This window comes from Nocardioides aromaticivorans, assembly GCF_013408525.1.
Taxonomy (GTDB): domain Bacteria; phylum Actinomycetota; class Actinomycetes; order Propionibacteriales; family Nocardioidaceae; genus Nocardioides; species Nocardioides aromaticivorans.
The window spans coordinates 4,671,014-4,690,120 of record NZ_JACBZM010000001.1; the positions used below are offsets into that span (position 1 = coordinate 4,671,014).

The 19,107-nt window shown below is 72.2% G+C and carries 21 protein-coding genes; 7 read left to right on the forward strand and 14 right to left on the reverse strand.

Going from position 1 to position 19,107, the window contains the following annotated elements:
* The first annotated feature begins 44 nt into the window (after nucleotides 1-44).
* Entirely contained in the window at nucleotides 45-1,067 is a 1,023-nt protein-coding gene (locus BJ993_RS22400; protein WP_179651336.1) for a galactokinase, read from the forward strand.
* A gap of 68 nt (nucleotides 1,068-1,135) precedes the next feature.
* Here the strand turns inward: BJ993_RS22400 and BJ993_RS22405 are convergent, their stop codons facing one another.
* Both BJ993_RS22405 and BJ993_RS22410 read right to left on the reverse strand, forming a co-directional pair.
* Nucleotides 1,136-2,353, reverse strand: coding sequence for an acyl-CoA dehydrogenase family protein (locus tag BJ993_RS22405; protein WP_036545814.1), 1,218 nt, complete (start codon nucleotides 2,351-2,353; stop codon nucleotides 1,136-1,138).
* Nucleotides 2,353-3,717 (reverse strand): acyl-CoA dehydrogenase family protein, encoded by a 1,365-nt coding sequence (locus BJ993_RS22410; protein WP_051932288.1) that lies wholly within the window; start codon nucleotides 3,715-3,717, stop codon nucleotides 2,353-2,355. The genes BJ993_RS22405 and BJ993_RS22410 overlap by 1 nt, the downstream gene beginning before the upstream one ends.
* Before the next feature lie 97 nt (nucleotides 3,718-3,814).
* On the opposite strand from BJ993_RS22410, the gene def reads away from it, so the two are divergent.
* Together def and BJ993_RS22420 are read left to right on the forward strand one after the other, a co-directional pair.
* On the forward strand, nucleotides 3,815-4,435 hold the full coding sequence (def, locus tag BJ993_RS22415) for a peptide deformylase (RefSeq protein WP_179651337.1): 621 nt from the start codon (nucleotides 3,815-3,817) through the stop codon (nucleotides 4,433-4,435).
* Nucleotides 4,436-4,464: 29 nt separating this feature from the next.
* A complete protein-coding gene (locus BJ993_RS22420; RefSeq protein ID WP_179651339.1) occupies nucleotides 4,465-5,379 on the forward strand; it encodes an alpha/beta hydrolase in 915 nt (304 codons plus the stop codon).
* A gap of 13 nt (nucleotides 5,380-5,392) precedes the next feature.
* On the opposite strand, the gene BJ993_RS22425 is transcribed toward BJ993_RS22420, so the two are convergent.
* The 4 genes from BJ993_RS22425 to cobA all read right to left on the reverse strand — a co-directional run bounded on the left by BJ993_RS22425 (nucleotide 5,393) and on the right by cobA (nucleotide 9,139).
* Nucleotides 5,393-5,884 carry a carboxymuconolactone decarboxylase family protein gene (locus BJ993_RS22425; RefSeq protein ID WP_179651341.1) on the reverse strand — a complete coding sequence of 164 codons (492 nt, stop codon included), beginning with the start codon at nucleotides 5,882-5,884 and terminating at the stop codon, nucleotides 5,393-5,395.
* Between the two features lie 5 nt (nucleotides 5,885-5,889).
* Nucleotides 5,890-6,999, reverse strand: coding sequence for an NAD(P)H-dependent amine dehydrogenase family protein (locus BJ993_RS22430; RefSeq protein ID WP_179651343.1), 1,110 nt, complete (start codon nucleotides 6,997-6,999; stop codon nucleotides 5,890-5,892).
* 87 nt (nucleotides 7,000-7,086) lie between these two features.
* Nucleotides 7,087-7,890 carry a TrmH family RNA methyltransferase gene (locus BJ993_RS22435; RefSeq protein WP_179651345.1) on the reverse strand — a complete coding sequence of 268 codons (804 nt, stop codon included), beginning with the start codon at nucleotides 7,888-7,890 and terminating at the stop codon, nucleotides 7,087-7,089.
* Between the two features lie 10 nt (nucleotides 7,891-7,900).
* Nucleotides 7,901-9,139 (reverse strand): uroporphyrinogen-III C-methyltransferase, encoded by a 1,239-nt coding sequence (cobA, locus tag BJ993_RS22440; RefSeq protein WP_179651347.1) that lies wholly within the window; start codon nucleotides 9,137-9,139, stop codon nucleotides 7,901-7,903.
* 70 nt (nucleotides 9,140-9,209) lie between these two features.
* On the opposite strand from cobA, the gene BJ993_RS22445 reads away from it, so the two are divergent.
* A complete protein-coding gene (locus BJ993_RS22445) occupies nucleotides 9,210-9,737 on the forward strand; it encodes a YbhB/YbcL family Raf kinase inhibitor-like protein (RefSeq protein WP_179651349.1) in 528 nt (175 codons plus the stop codon).
* A 119-nt stretch (nucleotides 9,738-9,856) separates the two neighbouring features.
* On the opposite strand, the gene BJ993_RS22450 is transcribed toward BJ993_RS22445, so the two are convergent.
* From BJ993_RS22450 to BJ993_RS22465, 4 genes are all read right to left on the reverse strand, one after another.
* Complete coding sequence (locus tag BJ993_RS22450; protein WP_036545829.1) at nucleotides 9,857-11,008, reverse strand: acyl-CoA dehydrogenase family protein; 1,152 nt, start codon at nucleotides 11,006-11,008, stop codon at nucleotides 9,857-9,859.
* A gap of 67 nt (nucleotides 11,009-11,075) precedes the next feature.
* Nucleotides 11,076-11,726 carry an FMN reductase gene (locus BJ993_RS22455; protein WP_179651351.1) on the reverse strand — a complete coding sequence of 217 codons (651 nt, stop codon included), beginning with the start codon at nucleotides 11,724-11,726 and terminating at the stop codon, nucleotides 11,076-11,078.
* A complete protein-coding gene (locus BJ993_RS22460) occupies nucleotides 11,723-12,865 on the reverse strand; it encodes an LLM class flavin-dependent oxidoreductase (RefSeq protein ID WP_179651353.1) in 1,143 nt (380 codons plus the stop codon). The genes BJ993_RS22455 and BJ993_RS22460 overlap by 4 nt, the downstream gene beginning before the upstream one ends.
* Nucleotides 12,866-12,926: 61 nt before the next feature.
* Nucleotides 12,927-13,655 carry a PP2C family protein-serine/threonine phosphatase gene (locus tag BJ993_RS22465; RefSeq protein WP_179651355.1) on the reverse strand — a complete coding sequence of 243 codons (729 nt, stop codon included), beginning with the start codon at nucleotides 13,653-13,655 and terminating at the stop codon, nucleotides 12,927-12,929.
* 110 nt (nucleotides 13,656-13,765) lie between these two features.
* Between BJ993_RS22465 and BJ993_RS22470 the strand changes: the two genes are divergently transcribed.
* Both BJ993_RS22470 and BJ993_RS22475 read left to right on the forward strand, forming a co-directional pair.
* A complete protein-coding gene (locus BJ993_RS22470) occupies nucleotides 13,766-14,743 on the forward strand; it encodes an alpha/beta hydrolase (protein ID WP_036545840.1) in 978 nt (325 codons plus the stop codon).
* Between the two features lie 9 nt (nucleotides 14,744-14,752).
* Nucleotides 14,753-15,118: a hypothetical protein gene (locus BJ993_RS22475; protein WP_179651357.1), complete on the forward strand. Its 366-nt coding sequence runs from the start codon at nucleotides 14,753-14,755 to the stop codon at nucleotides 15,116-15,118.
* Between the two features lie 27 nt (nucleotides 15,119-15,145).
* Here BJ993_RS22475 and BJ993_RS22480 read toward each other — a convergent pair whose 3' ends face one another.
* Genes BJ993_RS22480 through BJ993_RS22495 form a run of 4 tightly spaced genes read right to left on the reverse strand, consistent with a single transcriptional unit; the run spans nucleotide 15,146 to nucleotide 18,343 of the window.
* Nucleotides 15,146-15,949, reverse strand: a complete 804-nt coding sequence (locus BJ993_RS22480) for a sulfite exporter TauE/SafE family protein (RefSeq protein ID WP_179651359.1) — start codon at nucleotides 15,947-15,949, stop codon at nucleotides 15,146-15,148.
* Entirely contained in the window at nucleotides 15,946-17,010 is a 1,065-nt protein-coding gene (locus tag BJ993_RS22485) for an SPFH domain-containing protein (protein WP_179651361.1), read from the reverse strand. Before BJ993_RS22485 ends, BJ993_RS22480 begins: the two co-directional genes overlap by 4 nt.
* A gap of 30 nt (nucleotides 17,011-17,040) precedes the next feature.
* Nucleotides 17,041-17,526 carry an NfeD family protein gene (locus tag BJ993_RS22490; RefSeq protein WP_179651363.1) on the reverse strand — a complete coding sequence of 162 codons (486 nt, stop codon included), beginning with the start codon at nucleotides 17,524-17,526 and terminating at the stop codon, nucleotides 17,041-17,043.
* 22 nt (nucleotides 17,527-17,548) lie between these two features.
* Nucleotides 17,549-18,343: an ABC transporter ATP-binding protein gene (locus BJ993_RS22495; RefSeq protein ID WP_036546274.1), complete on the reverse strand. Its 795-nt coding sequence runs from the start codon at nucleotides 18,341-18,343 to the stop codon at nucleotides 17,549-17,551.
* Between the two features lie 30 nt (nucleotides 18,344-18,373).
* Between BJ993_RS22495 and BJ993_RS22500 the strand changes: the two genes are divergently transcribed.
* Nucleotides 18,374-19,099, forward strand: a complete 726-nt coding sequence (locus BJ993_RS22500; RefSeq protein WP_179651365.1) for an Rv1486c family protein — start codon at nucleotides 18,374-18,376, stop codon at nucleotides 19,097-19,099.
* Nucleotides 19,100-19,107 lie beyond the last annotated feature (8 nt).

Below are 19,107 nucleotides of genomic sequence, written 5' to 3' on the forward strand. Positions count from 1 at the left end.
CGGGCCGCCGCCGTCGGTCCGCCGCGATCGGTGAGGATGGTCCGATGAGGACCGCACGTGCCGTGGCCCCCGGCCGGGTCAACCTGATCGGCGAGCACACCGACTACAACCGCGGCCTGTGCCTGCCGTTCGCGATCCCGCTCGCCACGACCGCCACGGTGAGCGCCCGGGACGACGACCGGCTGCGCATCGCGAGCGACCGCGGGGAGCCGTGGGAGGGCGTGCGCGGCGAGCGCCCGGCCGGCTGGGCGTCGTACGTCGCCGGGGTGCTGTGGGCGCTCGAGGAGGCCGGCTGGGAGCTTCCGGGCCTCGACATCTCGCTCTCCTCCACCATCCCGCTGGGTGGTGGCTTGTCCAGCTCCGCGGCGCTCGAGTGCGCGGTCGCCGTGGCCCTCGCCGGCCTGCTGCACGAACCGCTCGACCGGGCCGCGCGGCTCGACCTTGCCGAGGCCTGCCGCCGCGCCGAGACCGAGTACGTCGGCGCGCCGACCGGTGGAGTCGACCAGCTCGCCAGCCTCCTCGCCACCGAGGGACACGGCGTCCTCGTCGACTTCGCCGACCCCGCCGCGCCCGCGGCGACGAACGTCCCCCTCGACCTCGACGCGGCGGGCCTCACGATCCTGGTCACCGACACCGGCGTGCGGCACTCGCTCGCAGACGGCGACGGCGGCTACGCGCAGCGCCGGGCGGAGGCGGAGGCGGGCGATCCGCGGCGGTGGCGCCACATCGACTCCGAGAACGAGCGGGTCCGCGCCACCGTGCAGGCCGTCGAGACGGGTGACTGGGCGGCGGTCGGCCGGCTGCTGACGGCCTCCCACGTCTCCCTGCGCGACGACTACGAGGTGTCCTGCCGCGAGCTCGACGTCACCGTCGATGCCGCTCTCGCCGCCGGCGCGCTGGGCGCCCGGATGACCGGTGGTGGCTTCGGCGGCTGTGCGATCTCGCTGGTGCCGACCGCGGGCGCCGCGGCGCTCAGGGCTGCCGTCGACCGGGCCTATGCGGCCCAGGACTGGGCACCGCCGGTCCACCACGAGGTGCAGCCGTCCGCGGGCGCGCGCCTGCTCTGACCCGCGGGGCCCGACGCGAACGGGCCCGCCTCCGGTCGGAGACGGGCCCGTGCAGCGAGCGGGTCAGCTCACTTCAGCTCGGAGCTCGACAGGCCGAGGATCCGGCGCGCCACGATCAGCTGTTGAATCTGCTGGGTGCCCTCGAAGATGTCGAGGATCTTGGAGTCGCGGGCCCACTTCTCGAGCAGCTCCTCCTCGCTGTAGCCCACCGATGCGCACAGCTCGACGCAGGAGAGCGTCACGTCGGAGCCGACGCGGCCGGCCTTCGCCTTGGCCATCGAGGCCTCCAGCGAGTTGGGCTTGCGGTTGTCCGCCATCCACGCGGCCTGGAGGGTGAGCAGGCGGCCCGCCTCCCAGTCCGACTCCAGCTGGAGGAACTTCGCCGCGGCAGCGGACTGCAGGATCGCCGGCTTGTCGTAGTCGACCTCGACACCGGCCTCCTTGAGCAGGTCGCGGGTGAGGTCGAGGGACGCACGGGCGCAGCCCACGGCCATCGCGGCCACGAGCGGACGGGTGTTGTCGAAGGTCGCCATCGCACCGGCGAAGCCCTGCTCGACGTTGATCTCCGGCGAGCCGAGGAGGTTCTCCTTCGGGACGCGGGCGTCGGTGAAGGTGATGACGGCGGTGTCGGAGGCCCGGATGCCGAGCTTCTCCTCGAGCCGCTCCACCTTCACGCCCGGCGTGCCCTTCTCGACCACGAACGACTTGATCGCCGCGCGGCCCAGGGACTTGTCGAGCGTCGCCCAGACCACGATGCAGTCGGAGCGCTCGCCGGAGGTGACGAAGATCTTCTCGCCGTTGATGACGTACTCGTCGCCGTCGAGGACCGCGGTGGTCGAGATGGCGGCCGAGTCGGAGCCGAACGACGGCTCGGTGATCGCCATCGAGGCCCAGCGGCCCTTGAAGCGCTCGAGCTGCTCGTCGTTGGCGACGGAGGCGATGGCGGAGTTGCCGAGGCCCTGGCGGGGCATCGACAGCAGCAGGCCGGTGTCGCCCCAGCACATCTCGGCGACCGAGGTCACCGACGCGAGGTTGGCGCCGTTCTTGACCTTGCCCTTCTCCTCGTCACCGGCGTCGCGACGGACACCGGTCGCGCCGGCACCCTCGCTCGCGCCGGACTCGGAGAGCCCGTCGATCATCGCCGCGAGCATGTCGAGCTCCTTGGGGTACTCGTGCTCGGCGATGTCGTACTTGCGGGAGATCGGTCGCAGCATGTTCATCGCGACCTGGTGGGCCTGGTCGACCAGCGCCCGGTGCTTCTTGGGGACTTCCAGGTTGATCGCCATCAGACGAGCACCGTTCCTTCCATGATCCCGATGGCACGCAGGTCGCGGTACCACCGCTCGACCGGGTGCTCCTTGACGAACCCGTGGCCACCGAGCAGCTGGACGCCGTCGAGGCCGATCTGCATGCCCTTGTCGGTGCAGGCCTTGCGGGCCAGCGCGACCTCGCGGGAGAAGTCCTTGCCAGCCGCGGCGCGCGAGGCGGCGCGGTAGGTCAGCAGGCGCATGCCCTGCAGCTCGATCGCGATGTTGGCGACCATGAAGGCCACCGACTGGCGGTTGGCGATCGGCTCGCCGAACGCCTCACGCTCCTTGACGTAGGGCGTCACGTAGTCGAGCACGGCCTGGCCGGTGCCGATCGCGAGCGCACACCACGCGAGGCGCGAGAGCCGCACGCACTCGGTGTACGTCGACCCGTCGGTCTCGCCGAGCACGGCGTCCGCCGGGACCTTCACGTCCTCGAGGACCAGCTTGGTCATCGACGCGGCGCGCACACCCATGGCCGGGTCGCCCTCGACGGACAGGCCCTCGGTCGAGGACTCCACGAGGAACAGGACCGGCTTGCCGTCGAGGCTCGCGCCCACGATGAACAGCTCGGCGTGGTCGCCGCGGGCGACCAGGCTCTTCGTGCCGTTGAGGACGTAGCCGTCGCCCGACTTCGTCGCGGTGGTCGACGGGCTGAGCACGTCGAAGAGCACGGTGGGCTCGTTGAGCGCCAGCGCGGCCGCCGGCACCTCGTCACCCGTGAACGCCGGCAGGTAGGTCTGCTGCTGGGCGTCGGTGCCCCACAGGCCGATCGCGGTGGCGACCGAGCCCGGGGCGAGCGTCGCCACGGCGAGACCCATGTCGCCCTTGGCGAGCGCCTCCGCGACGAGCGTGCCGGCCATGGCCGAGCGTTCCTCCGAGACACCGCCGAGCGACTCCGGCACGCCGAGGATCGGCAGGCCGATCTCGAGGCTGGCCTTGAGCAGGTCGTCGGGCGCGGAGCACGCCTTGTCGGCCTCGAACGCTGCGGGCCGCACGACCTCCTCGGCGAACTCGTTGACGACGTCGACGAGCATCTGCTCGTCCTCACCCGGGGTGAGGTCGAAGACGCCGCTCGCGGCGGCCGCGGTCGGGCGCGTGCCCGGCTGGCCCTTCTTGCCGGCCTTGGCGAAGGTCCGGCTCGCGTTGGTCATGGTCTTGAACCCGGTCCGGGTCACGGAGAAGACGGCCTGCTCGGCGGGCTTGCGGAGGCGGACCTTGTCGAGGAGGTCGGTCTGGGCGAGCCGGTTGAGGCCGGCCACCAGGTAGCCGATGGGGTCGCGGCTCTCGGAGCTCGGCACCCCGTGCTTGCCACCCGGCTTGAGGTTGCTGATCAGGGACATGCCCTAAATGTAACTGTGAGTTACACATTGCGCTACACGTGGGGTGACATCGATCCCTGTGATCTGCGTTGCGGCGCTCACACCTAGAGTTGGCGCCATGGCGTGGGGCAAGGCGGATGACCAGGGGACCGACGAGACGGGCGAGGTCGTCCACGCGCCGTACGGGCCTCTCCCCCGGGGCGGCAACGTCCGCCCGATGACCCGGTGGGGCACTCCGGTCATGCACCGGCCGCAGGCGAAGGTCACCGTGTTCGACGACGCGCTGCGGGCGCTCGCCGCCGACATGGTCGCCACGATGTACGCCGCTGAGGGCGTGGGGCTCGCGGCGTGCCAGATCGGCGAGGACGTCGCCATGTTCGTCATGGACTGTCCCGACGCGGCCGGCGAGCGCTGGATGGGCGTCGTGTGCAACCCGGTCGTCCACCTGCCGGAGGGCAGGGACCGGGTGCTCGACGACAGCCCGGAGGGGTGCCTGTCCTTCCCCGGGGCCTTCGTCGACTGCGCCCGCCCCGACCACGCCGTCGTCGAGGGCGTCGGCCTCGACGGCCAGCCGGTCCGCTTCGAGGGCGACGGGCTGCTGGCCAAGTGCCTGCAGCACGAGACCGACCACACGCTCGGCACGGTCTTCGGCGACCGGCTCTCGGCGCGCTCGATGAAGAAGCTGCGCAAGCAGCACGACGCCGCCGCGGAGGACTACCCCGCGGAGTGGCCGACCTGACGCACCCGCGCTGCGGGTAGCGTGCGGCCATGCCCGTGGACGCCCAGCTCGCTCCCCTCCTCCAGATGATCGAGGCGGGGACCCCCATGAACACGCTCACCCCGGCCGAGGCACGCGACGCGTTCCGCAAGCTGACCGTCGACTTCCGCCCGCCGGGCACGCTGCCCGAGGTCGCGTCGGTCGCGGACGGCACGGTCGCGGGCGCGGAGGGTCCGCTCCCAGCCCGGGTCTACCGGCCGGCGGCCGAGGGACCGGTGCCGACGGTGGTCCTGCTCCACGGCGGCGGCTTCGTGATCGGCGACCTCGACACGCACGAGGCGATGGCCCGCGCGATCTGCAGGGGCACCGACTCCGTCGTCGTCGCGGTCGACTACCGCCTCGCGCCGGAGGCGAAGTTCCCTGCCGCCGCCGAGGACGCCATCGCCGCGGTCCGCGACGTCCAGGCCCGCATCGCCGAGTACGGCGGGAGCGACGTCCTCGCCGTCGCCGGCGACTCGGCCGGAGGCAACCTGTCGGCCGTGGCCGCGCAGCACGTGCCCGGCATCGCCGCCCAGCTCCTCGTCTACCCGGCGACGGACGTGCTCGGCGCCTACGCCTCGCGCGACGAGAACGCGACCGGCTACTTCCTCGACCAGCCGACCCTGATCTGGTTCATCGGCCACTACGCCGACACCGCGGAGGACCTGAATGACCCGAAGATCTCCCCGCTGCACGGCACGCTCGAGGGCCAGCCGCCGGCGGTCGTGGTCACCGCCGAGTTCGACCCGCTCCGCGACGAGGGCATCGCGTACGCCGATGCGCTGGCGGCCGCAGGGGTGCCCGTGCACCAGACGACGTACCCGGGGCTGATCCACGGGTTCTTCGACATGGGGCCGTGGTCGGCCGCCTGCCAGCAGGCGATCGACGAGACGATCGCGCGGTTCCGGGAGCTGCTCCGCCCCTGACGGGTGGCGCTGCTCAGCCGCCGGCGGCGTGGCTGGGCAGCACGCAGGCCGTGTCGAGGCCGAGCACGCGGTTGAGCCTCCCGAAGGCCAGCCACGAGCCGAGGCACATCGACAGCTCCGCGATCTCGCGGTCCGAGTAGTGCGTGCGCATCCGCTGCCAGAAGCCGTCGTCGATGCCGTGGTGGTCGAGGGCGTAGCGCTCGGCGTACTCGGCAGCGAGGCGGGTGCGGTCGTCGAAGTCGCGGGTGGTGCGCCACTCGGCGACGGCCTGGTCGAAGGTGTCCTCGACCTTCTGCCCGTCGCGCTCGGTGCGCCAGTCCTGGCAGAAGAGGCAGCCGTTGATCTGCGCGATCCGGAGCCGGGCGGCCTCGAACTCGCGCAGGCCGAGCGTGCTGTGCTCGTAGACGCTCATCGCCATCGCGGACGCGGCCGGCCCGATGCCGGGCACCAGCTCGCCCCAGACGTAGAGGATCGGGTCCTTGCCCTCGGGGATCTCGATGAACATCGCGGTCAGCCCTCCCGGCCGCTGAGGTAGGTGCTCGGCACGAGCGGCACGTCCAGTCCGTCGTACAGGCCGGGGGTGGCTTCGCGGAGCCACGGGATGGCGTTGACGAGCCGGTTGGCGGCGGTGGCGTTGCCGCCGGCGGCCCGGTTGCCGCCCTCGTCGGTGGCCTCGACGTTGATCTCGATGCGCGGGCGGCCCTCGATGATCACGCGGTGGGCGCCGTCACCGCCGTCGGGCGGCATCGGCCAGTCCTGCGCGCAGGCGCCGGTGATCCGGGTGACGTGCTCGATCACGATCCGGGCCTCGCCGCCGACGATGCCCTGCACCTCGAAGCGCAGCGCGCCCTGGGTGCCGGCCTCGAAGTCACCGAGCGCCGTGGTGACGGTCGCGTCCAGCGCCCGACGCTCGACGGCCTCGCGGATCTCATCGACCTCGACACCGAGGGCCCGGGCGATGAGCCGCACCTGGCCGCCCCACACCATCGACGGGATGCCCGGGGCCACCATCATCGGCTCGTAGTCCATGGGCTGGCCCATGCCGACGATGTAGCGGACCGAGTCCTCCGCGTCGTACGTCGAGTAGTCGAAGATCTCCTGGCAGCGCACCTGCTCGATCTCCGAGGCCAGCCCGCTCACCAGGGCCGGCAGGAGGTCGTTGCCCCACCCCGGGTCGATGCCGCTGACGAACAGCGCCGACGCCCCCTCGGCACAGGCCTTCTCCAGGGGCTCGCGCAGCTCCACCGGTGCGCTGCGGTGATCGTAGAGCGCGTAGACCGACGGCGTCACCACCACCGCCCCGGCCGCGAGGACCCGGGCGAAGTCGGCGCAGGCCTCCTCCGGGCGCAGCTCGCCGGAGGCCATGTAGGCGACGGCTCCCCCACCGCCGAGCGTCGCCAGCGCAGCGTCCACGTCACGCGTCGCGAGCACGCCGGTCGACCGGCCCAGGTCGGCGAGCTCGCCGGCGTCCCGGCCCTCCTTCGCCTCGTCGCTGACGATCACCGCCGCCAGGGTCAGGCTCGGGTGAGCCGTCACCGCGCGGATGGACGCACGTCCCATGTTCCCGGTGCCCCACACCGCCACCGGGATCGTCGAATAGAACGTGTTCTCGTTCGTCATGGTGGGAGCGTAGGCCGACCCGCGCCATTGCGGTAGTGCGACACCGTGTCTTTTTGGTGAGGCCTTGATCTGCCGGCCGAGGGCGGCTCAGCGGCGCGCGGTCACGTAGCAGGCGACGGCGGTCGCGGCCGCGACGTTGAGCGAGTCGATGCCGGCCGACATCGGGATGATCGCGCGGCGGTCCGCGCTCTGCTCCCAGCGCGGCGAGAGACCGTGCCCCTCCGAGCCGAGCACGAGGGCCACCTTGTCGACGCCGGCCACCGCCTCCTCGATCGGTACGGCGTCCGGGGCCAGCGTGAGCGCCACGGTGGTGAAGCCGCGCGCACCGAGGTCGGGCAGGGCGTCGTACCAGTCGGGCAGGCGGGTCCACGGCAGGCTGAACACCGCTCCCATGGCCACCTTGATGGCACGGCGGTAGAGAGGGTCCGCGCAGCGCGGCGCCAGCAGCACGGCGTCGAAGCCGAGGGCGGCGCCGCTGCGCAGGATGGCACCGACGTTGGTGTGGTCGACGAGGTCCTCGAGCACCAGCACCGACCGGGCGCCGGCGAGCACCTCGTCGACCTCCGGCAGCGGTCGACGACGGAGCGAGGCGAGGGCGCCGCGGTGCACGTGGAAGCCGGTGACCTCCTCGGCGAGCACCTCGTCGATCACGTAGCAGGGCGCGTCGGAGCGGTCGAGCACGTCGGCCAGCCCGTCGAGCCAGCGCGGGGCCATGAGGAACGAGCGGGCGTCGTACCCGGCCTCGACGGCGCGGCGCACGACCTTCTCGCCCTCGGCGAGGAAGAGGCCGTGCTCGGCCTCGAGGGCCTTGCGGAGCTCGACGTCGCGCAGGTCGCGGTAGTCGGCCAGCCGGGGGTCGTCGGCCGACGCGATCTCGACGAGCTCCGCCATGCTCGCCGCCTCAGCCCTGGAAGGCGTCCGGGTGGGCGACCGCGACGACCTCGCCGACCACGATGATCGCGGGCGGCTTGACCTCCTCGGCCACGAGCTGCTCGGCCAGCGTGCCGAGGGTGGCGAGCACGGTGCGCTGCGTGGGCATCGTGCCGTCGCAGATGACCGCGACCGGCGTGGTCGCGGGGCGACCGCCCGCCACCAGCGCGTCCGCGATCCGCGGCGCGTTCTCGACGCCCATCATCACCACGACCGTGCCCTGCATCTTCCCGAGCGCGTCGTAGTTGACGAGCGACTCCGGGTGGCCCGGTGGGAGGTGGCCGGAGACGACGGTGAACTCGTGGGTGACGCCGCGGTGGGTGACCGGGATGCCGGCGATGCCCGGCACCGAGACCGGCGAGGTCAGGCCGGGGATGACGGTCACGGCGACGCCCGCCTCCCGGCAGGCGATGATCTCCTCGTACCCGCGCCCGAAGACGAAGTTGTCGCCGCCCTTGAACCGGACGACCCGCTTCCCCTCGAGGGCGCGCTCGACGATGATCCGGTTGATCTCCTCCTGCATCGCGGAGCGGCCGCGGGGCAGCTTCGCCACGTCGACCAGCTCGACGTCGGCGGGCAGGTCGCCGAGCAACTCACGCGGGGCGAGCCGGTCGGCGACGACCACGTCCGCCGACATCAGGGCCTTGTGGCCCGCGACCGAGATCAGCCCGGGGTCGCCGGGGCCGCCGCCGACGAGCGTGACGCCGGGCGTGCGCTCGGGGGTGGCCTCGCGGTGGTGGGGCGCCGCGATGGTGCCGTCGCGCAGGGCGGCGACGATCTCGTCGCGGACCGAGGCCGAGCGGCGCGGGTCGCGGTTGCCCACGACGGCCACGGTGATGCCGGCCTCCCGGCCCACCGCCGGGGTCCAGGCGGTGCCGAGGGTGGCGTCGTCGGAGCGGACGCAGAAGATCCGCTGCTGCTCGCACAGGTCCGACACGTGGTCGTTGACCTCGCGGTCGTCGGTGACGGCGATGACGTACCAGGTGCCATCGAGGTCGGCGTCCGCGAACGGGCGCTCGTGCCAGGTGATCTCACCCGATCCGACGAGGCCCTCGATGGCCGGGGTGACCTCCGGCGAGACGACGTGCACGTCCGCACCGACCGCGATCAGCTGCGGGACCCGCCGCTGGGCGACGTGACCACCACCGACGACGAGGACGCGGCGCCCGGCGAGGCGCAGACCGGAGGGGTACGGCGGGAAGTCACTCACCCGGACATTCTCCCGACATGCCCTCACCGGCCACTGACACGGGCCCACGGAGCGGACTAGCGTCGGTGACATGAGTCTCGATCGCCCGGTGACCCCGGACCCGTACCCGCTCCTGCCCGCCGCGCCGTCCTTCGGCGTCACCAGCGCGGACGTCACCGACGGCCAGCCGCTGAAGGACGACCAGGTCTACGCCCTCGGCAACACCTCGCCCCAGCTGACCTGGGAGCCCGGCCCGGAGGGCACCCAGAGCTATGTCGTGACCTGCTTCGACCCCGACGCCCCGATCCCGAGCGGGTTCTGGCACTGGGTCGTCGTCGACATCCCGGCCGACGTGACCAGCCTCGACACCGGTGCGGGCGCCTCCGACGCCACCCTGCCCGGCGGTGCGTTCCACGTCCGCAACGACTTCGGCACGCCGAACTACGGCGGCGCCGCCCCGCCCGAGGGCGACCAGGTGCACCGGTACTTCTTCGTGGTCCACGCGGTGAAGGAGCCCAGCCTCGGCGTCGACGGCTCGGTCTCCGCCGCCGTCGTCGGGTTCAACCTGGCGTTCAAGACGCTGGGGCGGGCGATCATCACGGGGACGTACCAGCACTGATCACTTGCTGCAGGAATCCCCGCTCGGCCGGGGATTCCTGCGCTTGTTGGGGTTTGCAACGGCCGACAAGTGCATGAATCCCCGGCCAGCCGGGGATTCATGCACGCCCGGGCCAGCCCTCAGAGCCCCATCGACTTCGCGAGGATCAGCTTCATCACCTCGGACGTGCCGCCGTAGATCCGGGTGACGCGGGTGTCGGCGTAGAGCCGGGCGATCGGGTACTCGTTCATGTAGCCGTAGCCGCCGTGCAGCTGGAGGCAGCGGTCGATGACGCGACCGGCGACCTCGGTGCAGAAGAGCTTGGCCGACGCCGCGTCGACCGGCGTGAGCTCGCCGGCGTCGTGCGCCTCCAGCGCCCGGTCGACGACGGCCTGCGCGGCGTCGACCTCGGCACGGCAGGCGGCCAGCTCGAACTTGGTGTTCTGGAAGGACGCCACCGGGGTGCCGAAGACCTGCCGCTCCTCGACGTACGCCTGCGTGAAGCGGATGGCCGCCTCGGCCTGGGCGTAGGCGCCGAAGGCGATGCCGAGGCGCTCCTGCGGGAGGTTCTGGCCGAGGTACGAGAAGCCCTCGTTCTCCTCGCCGAGCAGGTCGGTGGCGGGGACGCGGACGTCGGTGAAGGACAGCTCGGCGGTGTCCGAGGTGCGCAGCCCGATCTTGTCGAGCTTGCGGCCGACCTCGTAGCCCTCCGACTTCGTGTCGACGGCGAACAGCGAGATGCCGAAGCGCCGGTTGCTCTCCAGCGGCGGCGAGGTCCGGGCACAGACGATGACGCGGTCGGCGAGCACGCCGCCGGTGATGAAGGTCTTGGCGCCGTTGAGGACGTAGCTGTCGCCGTCGCGGCGCGCGGTCGACCGCATCCCGGCCAGGTCCGAGCCGGTCCCCGGCTCGGTCATCGCGATCGCCCACATCTCCTGGCCGGAGACGAAGCCCGGCATCCAGCGCTTCATCTGCTCCGGCGTCGCGAGCTTGAGCAGGTAGGGCAGGCAGAGCTCGAGGTGCACGCCGACGCCGCCGAGGTGGACGCCCGCCCGGGCCGTCTCCTCCGTCAGTACGGCCGAGAACTTGAACGAGTGGATCCCCGCGCCGCCGTACTCCTCGGGGACCTCGATGCCCAGGATGCCGAGGTCGCCGAGCTTGGTGTAGAGCTCGCGGTCGACGACACCGGCGTCGTACCACTCCTGGTAGTGCGGGACGACCTCCGACTCCAGGAAGGACCGGAAGGTCTTGCGGAAGTCCTCGTGCTCCTCGGTGAAGACGCTGCGGCGCATGGTGTTCCTCTCACGACGATGGGCGAAGCACCATCATGACACCATCACTGTCACGGTCGCCGCAGGGTCAGCGGACGGAGTCCCCGCCCGCCTCGCGGAGCAGCTGCTCGAAGGGCGTCGGCGCCGCGAACTCGTCCGCGACCGAGCGGCGCTGCGGCGCGGGAGCCGGGGCGCCCGAGCCGGCGCCGAGCAGGGCGGCGAGCTCCCCGGCCGCACGCTGGACGCGCTTGTCCAGACTGCCGTCATCGCTCGCACCGAAGTCCTCGCTGGCGGCGAAGACGCCGGTCGGGACGACCACGGCACGCAGGTAGGCGAACAGCGGCCGGAGCGCGTGGTCGAGCACCAGGCTGTGCCGGGCCGTGCCCGCGGTCGCGGCGATCACGACCGGCTTGCCGTCGAGGGTGCCCGGCTCCAGGACGTCGAAGAAGGTCTTGAAGAGCCCCGAGTACGACGCCGAGAACACCGGCGTGACGACGACGAGCGCGTCCGCGTGGCGGACCTGCTCGAGCGCGCCCGCGAGGTCGCCCGTCGGGAAGCCGGTGAGCAGGTGGTCGGCCAGCGCGTGGGCCAGCGGCCGGAGCTCGACGTGCTGGACGTCGACCTCCTGGCCGCGGGCGCCGACGGCCCGCTCGACCGCGTCGCCGAGCTTGTCGGCGAGCAGCTTCGTCGACGACGGGACGGAGAGTCCCGCCGAGACGACGACGATCCGCTTGGTCATGCGTCCACCTCCTCGCGGTCGGTCGTGCCGGTCATGGTGTCCTCGGCGTGCACGGTGCTGTCCTTCGCGCCACCAGCGGCCGCGACGAGCGAGGCGTGGGTGGGCGCGTCCGGGATGTCGGCCGGGCGTCCCTCGGCGAAGCCCTTGCGCATCTCGGGCAGGATCTCGCCGAGCAGGTCGAGCTGCTCCAGGACGGTCTTGAGCGGGAGTCCCGCGTGGTCGACCAGGAAGAGCTGGCGCTGGTAGTGGCCGGCGTACTCACGGAACGACAGGGTGCGCTCCAGGACCTGCTGCGGGGAGCCGACGGTGAGCGGCGTGTGCTCGGTGAACTCCTCCAGCGACGGGCCGTGGCCGTAGACCGGGGCGTTGTCGAAGTAGGGGCGGAACTGCCGGACGGCCTCCTGGCTGTCCTTGTGCATGAAGATCTGGCCACCGAGGCCGACGATCGCCTGGTCCGCACGGCCGTGGCCGTAGTGCTCGTAGCGCTCGCGGTAGAGGTTGACCATCTGCGCGGCGTGCGAGGGCGGCCAGAAGATGTGGTTGTGGAAGTAGCCGTCGCCGTAGTAGGCCGCCTGCTCGGCGATCTCGGGGCTGCGGATCGAGCCGTGCCACACGAACGGCGCGACACCGTCCAGCGGACGCGGCGTCGAGGTGTAGCCCTGGAGCGGCGTACGGAAGCGGCCCTCCCAGTCGACGACGTCCTCGTTCCACAGCCGGCGCAGCAGCGCGTAGTTCTCGATCGCCAGGTTGATGCCTTGGCGGATGTCCTTGCCGAACCACGGGTAGACGGGACCGGTGTTGCCGCGGCCCATCATCAGGTCGACGCGGCCGTCGGTGAGGTGCTGGATCTTGGCGTAGTCCTCGGCGATCAGCACGGGGTCGGTCGTGGTGATGAGGGTCGTCGCGGTCGAGAGGATGATGTTCTCGGTCTGCGCGCCGATGTAGGCCAGGGTCGCGGTCGGGTTGGACGCGATGAACGGCGGGTTGTGGTGCTCGCCGGTCGCGAAGACGTCCAGGCCGATCTCCTCGGCCTTCTTGGCGATCGCGACGGTCGCCTTGATCCGCTCGTGCTCCGTCGGGGTCCGGCCCGTGGTGGGGTCCGTGGTGACGTCGCCGACGGTGAAGATCCCGATCTGCATGGTGATCCGCTCCCTGGTGTGGTGGTGTCGCTGTCACCCCGCACAACGGGTGACATGTCAACTATATTCCACCGGGTGCCAGCCGTCGAACGATGAGCACCGCGCGGTCGTCGTCACCCCGGTCGACCTGCGCGATGAGCCGCTTCGCGGCCCCCTCCCAGCCGTCGAGCACTGCGGTGCGCGCAGCGGCGCGGAGCCAGGCGATGCCCTCGTCGATGTCGGCGGAGCGCGACTCGACGACGCCGTCGGTGTAGAACATCAGCGCCTCACCGGGCGCGAGCACGCCGGTCGTCTGGCCGAACTCCGGTGCGTCGCACACCCCCAGCGCGGTGCCGCGGGCGTTGTCGATCACCCACTCGGCCGTCGCGAGCGACCAGTGCAGGGCGGGCGGGTGGCCGGCGCTGCGGATCAGGTACTCCCCCGTGGCGAGGTCGAGCACGACCTGCACGGCCGTCGCCAGGTCCTCGTCGGACGGCTGGCGCTGGAGGTAGGCGTTGGCGGCGCCCAGCAGCGCGTCGTCCGGTACGGCGACGACGAGGCTCTCGAGCGCGCCGGCGAACCTCACCGCGGCCGGCACCGCCGACTCACCGCCGCCGCACACGTCGACGAGCACGGCCTGGAGCCGCTGCTGGTCGGCCGACAGGTCGCTCACGATGAAGTCGCCGCCGTACGCGAAACCGGAGGCGGCGAGCATCGCCGACTGGTGCGACCAGCCCGCGGGGAGCGCCGGCATGCGCCCGCGCGCGAGCAACCTGTCGCGCAATCTGGCCCATTCGGCGTGATCCTGCATGCCGACAGGGTAGGGCCGGGTAACCTTCCTTCGGGCCCGGTCCGGCCAACCCCCCTTGGTCGGACCGGGTTCCTCCGTCAGGCGTCCTCGCCGGCTCCTAGAATCGGGGCGTGAGCGAGCCGACCGACGTCGAGACCACCGTCGACATCCTGGGCGAGCCGTGGGTCGTGGAGACGATCCCGCTCGACGACGACTTCGAGGGCGAGGTCGTGGCCACCCTGGTCAGCCGCCGCGGTGACAGCCCGACCGAGCACGCCGTCCTGCACGTGCACGGGTTCTCCGACTACTTCTTCCACACCGAGTACGGCGAGTGGTGGCTCGAGCGCGAGCACGACGTCTACGGCCTCGACCTCCGCAAGTACGGCCGGTCGATCCGTCCGCACCAGTCCGCGACCTATGTCGCCGACCTGGAGGAGTACTTCGCGGACCTCGACGCGGCGTGGGAGCGGATCACCGTCCGCGACGGCCACACGAGGGTCGTCGTCTCCGGACACTCGACGGGCGGGCTGATCGTCGCGCTGTGGGCCGACGCCCGTCAGCCGGCGGAGCTCGCCGGGCTCCTGCTCAACTCCCCCTGGCTCGACCTCCAGGGCCGTCCCGCGCTGCGCACGCCGGTCGCCGGCCTGCTCATCGACCAGGTCGGCCGTCGCCAGCCGATGCGCTCGCTGCCGCGCGAGGTCAAGGGCCACTACGCGCGCAGCCTGCACCGCGACCACGAGGGCGAGTGGGACTTCGACCTCACCTGGAAGCCGGTCGAGTCGTTCCCCGTCCGGTTCGGCTGGTTGCGCGCCATCCGCAAGGGCCACGCCCGCCTGCAGGCGGGACTCTCGGTGGCGGCGCCCGTCCTGGTCCTCTCCTCCGACCGCAGCAGCTCGCCGTCGGCGATGGACGAGGACGTCTTCAGCACCGACATCGTGCTCGACGTCCGGCAGATCCGGCGCTGGTCGACCGCCGTCGGCCCGCACGTCACTTATGCGGCCGTCCCGGGAGCCGTCCACGACGTCGTGCTCTCGCGTCCGGAGCCCCGGGCACGGGCCTACGAGGAGATCCGACTCTGGTTGGACGCCTACGTCCTCCGCAGCCGCTAACCTCGCGCCATGGATCCCGTCACCGGACTCTCGCTCGGCCGCATCGTCATCGGCATCGGCTCCCTCGTCGCTCCCTCGGCCACGGCCCGGCTCTTCGGCATCGACCCCGCCGCCAACCCGAACATGGGTGTCATCAACCGGATGTTCGGCGCCCGCGAGATCGCGCTCGGCGCGGTCACGCTGGTCTCCAAGGGCTCGCTGCGCCGCAACCTGACCGTGGTCGGCATCGCCGTCGACGGCGCGGACGCCGCCAGCGGTGCGCTCGAGATCGCCGGCGGCGGCCTGCCCAAGCTGCAGGGCGGCGCGCTCGTCGGCATCGCCGCGGGCGCCGTCGGCTCGGGCATCGCCGCGCTGGTCCTCAGCCGCGGCAAGTGACGCGCGGGCGACCGGGCGCCCCCGGCGTCAGGTCGCCAGCATCACGGTGACGGCCACCAGGCCGACCACCACGATCGCGCCGCGCAGCACGAGCGGCGGCAGCTTGCGGCCCACCGCCGCGCCCAGGAAGCCGCCGATCACCGCACCGACGGCGATCACCGCCACGACCAGCCAGTCGACCTCGGCGTCGCTGCCGAGCAGGCCGAGCTCGGCCACCACGACGAAGATCAGCCCGGCCACGCCGTTGACGACGGCCACGAGCACGTTCTTCACGCCGTTGAGCCGCTGCAGGCCCTCGTTGACCCCGATCCCGAGCACGCCCATCAGGATCACGCCCTGGGCGGCGCCGAAGTAGCCGCCGTACACGCCGGTCAGGAAGGCGGCGGCCAGCACCCACGGCGGACCCGTGGGCGATTCCCTCGTCGCGTCGCCGGTACGACGCTCGGCCCGCGCGGCGACGTACCGCGACAACCGCGGCTGGACCACCACCAGCGTCACGCCCAGCAGGATGAGCACCGGTACGACGGCCTCGAAGGCCCCGGGAGGCAGCACGAGCAGCAGCACCGCCCCCAGCACGCCCCCGGTCGTGGAGAAGACCAGCAGCCGCACGATCCGGGTGCGCTGGCCCTCCAGCTCGCATCGGTAGCCGACGGCGCCGGCGACCGATCCCGGCACGAGGCCGAGGCTGTTGGACATGTTGGCGGTCACGGGGGGAACGCCGAGCGCCAGCAGGGTCGGGAAGGTGATGAGGGTGCCGGAGCCGACGACGGCGTTGATCGTCCCGGCGCCGACGCCCGCGAGCAGGACGGCGGCGATCTCGAGGATGGTCACGGCTGGGCGGGAGGCTCCCCCGGCTGGCCCGGGCGTGCCGCGCTCTCGGCCTCGGCGATGGCCTCCTGGACCGCCTCGCTGGTGCCGGTCACCGACTCCACCGGCTCGGACGGGCCCATGTCGACGCGCTTGGCCGGGCCGGAGGTCGACCTCGGGATGCCGGCGACCTCGTGGATCGAGGAGCCGAGGCCCTCGAGCGCCTTGGTGATCTCGGACGGGATGACCCACACCTTGTTGGCGTCGCCCTCGGCGATGCGCGGCATCATCTGGAGGTACTGGTAGGCGAGCAGCGACTGGTCCGGGCGGCCGTCGTGGATCGCCTGGAAGACCGTCTGGATCGCCTGCCCCTCGCCCTGGGCCCGCAGGATCTGGGCCTCCCGCTCGGCCTGGGCGCGCAGGATCTGCGACTCGCGCTCACCCTCGGCGTTGAGGATCGCGGCCTGCTTGTTGCCCTCCGCGGTGAGGATGGCCGACTGGCGCTGGCCCTCCGCGGTGAGGACGAGGGCGCGCTTGTCGCGCTCGGCGCGCATCTGCTTCTCCATCGCGTCCTTGATGGACGGCGGCGGGTCGATCCCCTTGATCTCGACGCGCTTGACCTTGATGCCCCAGCGCCCGGTCGTCTCGTCGAGCACTGCGGACAGGCCGCTGTTGATCGACTCGCGGCTGGTCAGCGTCTGCTCGAGGTCCATGCCGCCGACGACATTGCGCAGCGTGGTCATGGTGAGCTGCTCGATCGCCTGGATGTAGTTGGAGATCTCGTACGTCGCCGCGATGGGGTCGGTGACCTGGAAGTAGATGACCGTGTCGACGTCGACCGTCAGGTTGTCCTCGGTGATGGCGGCCTGGGGCGGGAAGCTGACGACCTGCTCGCGCAGGTCGATCATGTAGCGCACCTTGTCGATGAAGGGCACCACGAAGTTCAGGCCCGCGGGCAGCGTCTCCTTGTACTTGCCGAAGCGCTCGACGATGCCGGTGTAGGCCTGCGGCACCACCCGGATCGACTTCGCGACCACGGTGATCACGAAGAGAAGCAGGAGGATCAGGACGACCAGGACGACCATGGGGGGCTCCTTCAGCCGGGGTCTGGGGGGTCAGTTCGCTTCGGGAAGCGCGGGCGGAGCAGGCGGGTCGCTCACCGGGCGCACCACGGCGGTGGCGCCGCCGATGGAGACGATCTCGACGGTACGCCCGACCTCGATGCCGGACTCCGCGCCCGCGGAGACGGCCAGCCAGCTCTCGCCGCCGATCTTCACGCGGCCGGGCCGGTGCTCGGCGACGGCCTCGGTGACGATGCCGCGCGACCCGACCAGGCTCGCCGGTCCGAGGACCAGGTCCGGTCCACCGTGCAGGCGGCGTACGAGCGGTGGGCGGACGCCGGCCAGGAGCAGCAGCGCTGCAGCCGAGGCGACGAGGACCTGGACGACGACGCTGTCGGTCAGGAAGGCCGCGCCCATGCCGGCGAGCGCACCGCCGGCGAGCATGAGCAGGAACAGGTCCATGCTGAGCAGCTCGGCCAGCGCGAGGGCGATCCCAACGGCGAGCCAGGTCTCCCAGAGGTGGTCGCGCAGCCAGTCCATGACCGAACCCTAACCGTGGCGACTAGCCACGCCGCTGGCGGCGGCGGGCGGCGTACCGTCCGTCGTTCTGCTCCAGCACGAGCGGCATGCCGAAGGTCGCCGACAGGGCCTCGGCGTTGAGCGTCGACTCCATCGGACCCTGCGCCACGACGCCGCCACCGCGCAGCATCAGCACATGGGTGAAGCCCGGCGGGATCTCCTCGACGTGGTGCGACACGAGGACGGTCGCCGGCGACGTCGGGTCGTAGGCGAGCACCGACATCGTCGACACCAGGTCCTCGCGGCCGCCGAGGTCGAGGCCGGCAGCCGGCTCGTCGAGGAGCAGCAGCTCGGGGTCGGTCATCAGGGCGCGGGCGATCTGGACGCGCTTGCGCTCGCCCTCGCTGAGCGTCCCGAAGGTGCGGTCGGCGAGGTGCATGACACCGACCTCCCGCAGGAGCGCGTCGGCGCGGGCGTGGTCGACGTCGTCGTACTGCTCGCGCCAGCGGCCCAGCACGGCGTACGACGCCGACAGCACCACGTCACGGACCTTCTCGTCGCGCGGGATCAGCTCGGCGAGCGCGGCGCTCGAGACGCCGATGCGCGGACGCAGCTCGAACACGTCGACGGTCCCGATCAGCTCACCGAGCACGCCGACGGCACCGGTGGTGGGATACATCTGGGCGGCGGCGACCTGCATCAGCGTGGTCTTGCCCGCACCGTTCGCCCCGAGCAGGATCCACCGCTCCCCCTCGCGGACCACCCAGCTCACGCGGTCGAGCAGCGTGGCCTGGCCACGCCGTACGGTCACCTCTGCGAGCTCGAGCACGGCGGACATGAAGGCCACCCTAACGACTAGGTTTGCACCGTGAGTGGACTCCCCGCATCTGGCCGGCTCGCGTGGTGGGGTACGGCGTGGCTGCAGGGCCGGATCGGACCGGACGCCTTCCTCGACGGCGTGCTCGGCGACGACGCGGCGCACGTGGTCGGTGGCCCCGACGGCGCCTCTCCCCTCCTGCTCGAGCTCGCCGACGCCCGCAACCGGGGCGCGACCGGCGTCGCGGCGGTCTTCCCCGTGCCCGGCGACCCGGCCGGCTTGCGGGGGCCGCGGGAGCTCAACGCGGCCGCGATCGACGCCGGCGAGGCCGCCCTCCTGCTCGGCGCCGCGACCGCGCTGGTGCCCGCCCAGGTCGGGCGCGCCGTCGAGTGGACCGTGCTGCCCGCGGAGCGGCGTCCCCCGCTCGACCTCGGCGAGGCCGACCGGGCGCTGCGGTCCGGGCTGCTGGCGGCGGCGAACCTGCTCGCGGAGCTGGACGTGGCGAGCTGGCAGCCGGAGGTCGCCGACGAGCTGCACGACCTGCGGGCCGCCGTACCGCTGCCGGCGCCGGAGGGCGTCCCGGCCCGGTCCGTCGAGCTCGCCGGGCGTGCGCAGCACCTGCTGGCCGTCGCCCAGCTGGCCCTCGGCGACGACGGCGGAGCGGTCAGTGCGGGCGAGGCGGCGGCCCGGCGGGCCGCGATCGAGCCGCTCGAGCGGGCCGCGCGGCACGCCCTCGGCGCCGCGTGCTCGCCCGACGGCTGGCCACCGGCTCGGTGACAGCCCCC

Bases quoted from the DNA above. Each gene is read 5' to 3' on its own strand.
- BJ993_RS22400 (WP_179651336.1), top strand. From the start codon at position 45: ATGAGGACCGCACGTGCCGTGGCCCCCGGCCGGGTCAACCTGATCGGC.
- BJ993_RS22405 (WP_036545814.1), bottom strand. From the start codon at position 2,353: ATGGCGATCAACCTGGAAGTCCCCAAGAAGCACCGGGCGCTGGTCGAC.
- BJ993_RS22410 (WP_051932288.1), bottom strand. From the start codon at position 3,717: ATGTCCCTGATCAGCAACCTCAAGCCGGGTGGCAAGCACGGGGTGCCG.
- def (WP_179651337.1), top strand. From the start codon at position 3,815: ATGGCGTGGGGCAAGGCGGATGACCAGGGGACCGACGAGACGGGCGAG.
- BJ993_RS22420 (WP_179651339.1), top strand. From the start codon at position 4,465: ATGCCCGTGGACGCCCAGCTCGCTCCCCTCCTCCAGATGATCGAGGCG.
- BJ993_RS22425 (WP_179651341.1), bottom strand. From the start codon at position 5,884: ATGTTCATCGAGATCCCCGAGGGCAAGGACCCGATCCTCTACGTCTGG.
- BJ993_RS22430 (WP_179651343.1), bottom strand. From the start codon at position 6,999: ATGACGAACGAGAACACGTTCTATTCGACGATCCCGGTGGCGGTGTGG.
- BJ993_RS22435 (WP_179651345.1), bottom strand. From the start codon at position 7,890: ATGGCGGAGCTCGTCGAGATCGCGTCGGCCGACGACCCCCGGCTGGCC.
- BJ993_RS22445 (WP_179651349.1), top strand. From the start codon at position 9,210: ATGAGTCTCGATCGCCCGGTGACCCCGGACCCGTACCCGCTCCTGCCC.
- BJ993_RS22450 (WP_036545829.1), bottom strand. From the start codon at position 11,008: ATGCGCCGCAGCGTCTTCACCGAGGAGCACGAGGACTTCCGCAAGACC.
- BJ993_RS22455 (WP_179651351.1), bottom strand. From the start codon at position 11,726: ATGACCAAGCGGATCGTCGTCGTCTCGGCGGGACTCTCCGTCCCGTCG.
- BJ993_RS22460 (WP_179651353.1), bottom strand. From the start codon at position 12,865: ATGCAGATCGGGATCTTCACCGTCGGCGACGTCACCACGGACCCCACC.
- BJ993_RS22465 (WP_179651355.1), bottom strand. From the start codon at position 13,655: ATGCAGGATCACGCCGAATGGGCCAGATTGCGCGACAGGTTGCTCGCG.
- BJ993_RS22475 (WP_179651357.1), top strand. From the start codon at position 14,753: ATGGATCCCGTCACCGGACTCTCGCTCGGCCGCATCGTCATCGGCATC.
- BJ993_RS22485 (WP_179651361.1), bottom strand. From the start codon at position 17,010: ATGGTCGTCCTGGTCGTCCTGATCCTCCTGCTTCTCTTCGTGATCACC.
- BJ993_RS22490 (WP_179651363.1), bottom strand. From the start codon at position 17,526: ATGGACTGGCTGCGCGACCACCTCTGGGAGACCTGGCTCGCCGTTGGG.
- BJ993_RS22495 (WP_036546274.1), bottom strand. From the start codon at position 18,343: ATGTCCGCCGTGCTCGAGCTCGCAGAGGTGACCGTACGGCGTGGCCAG.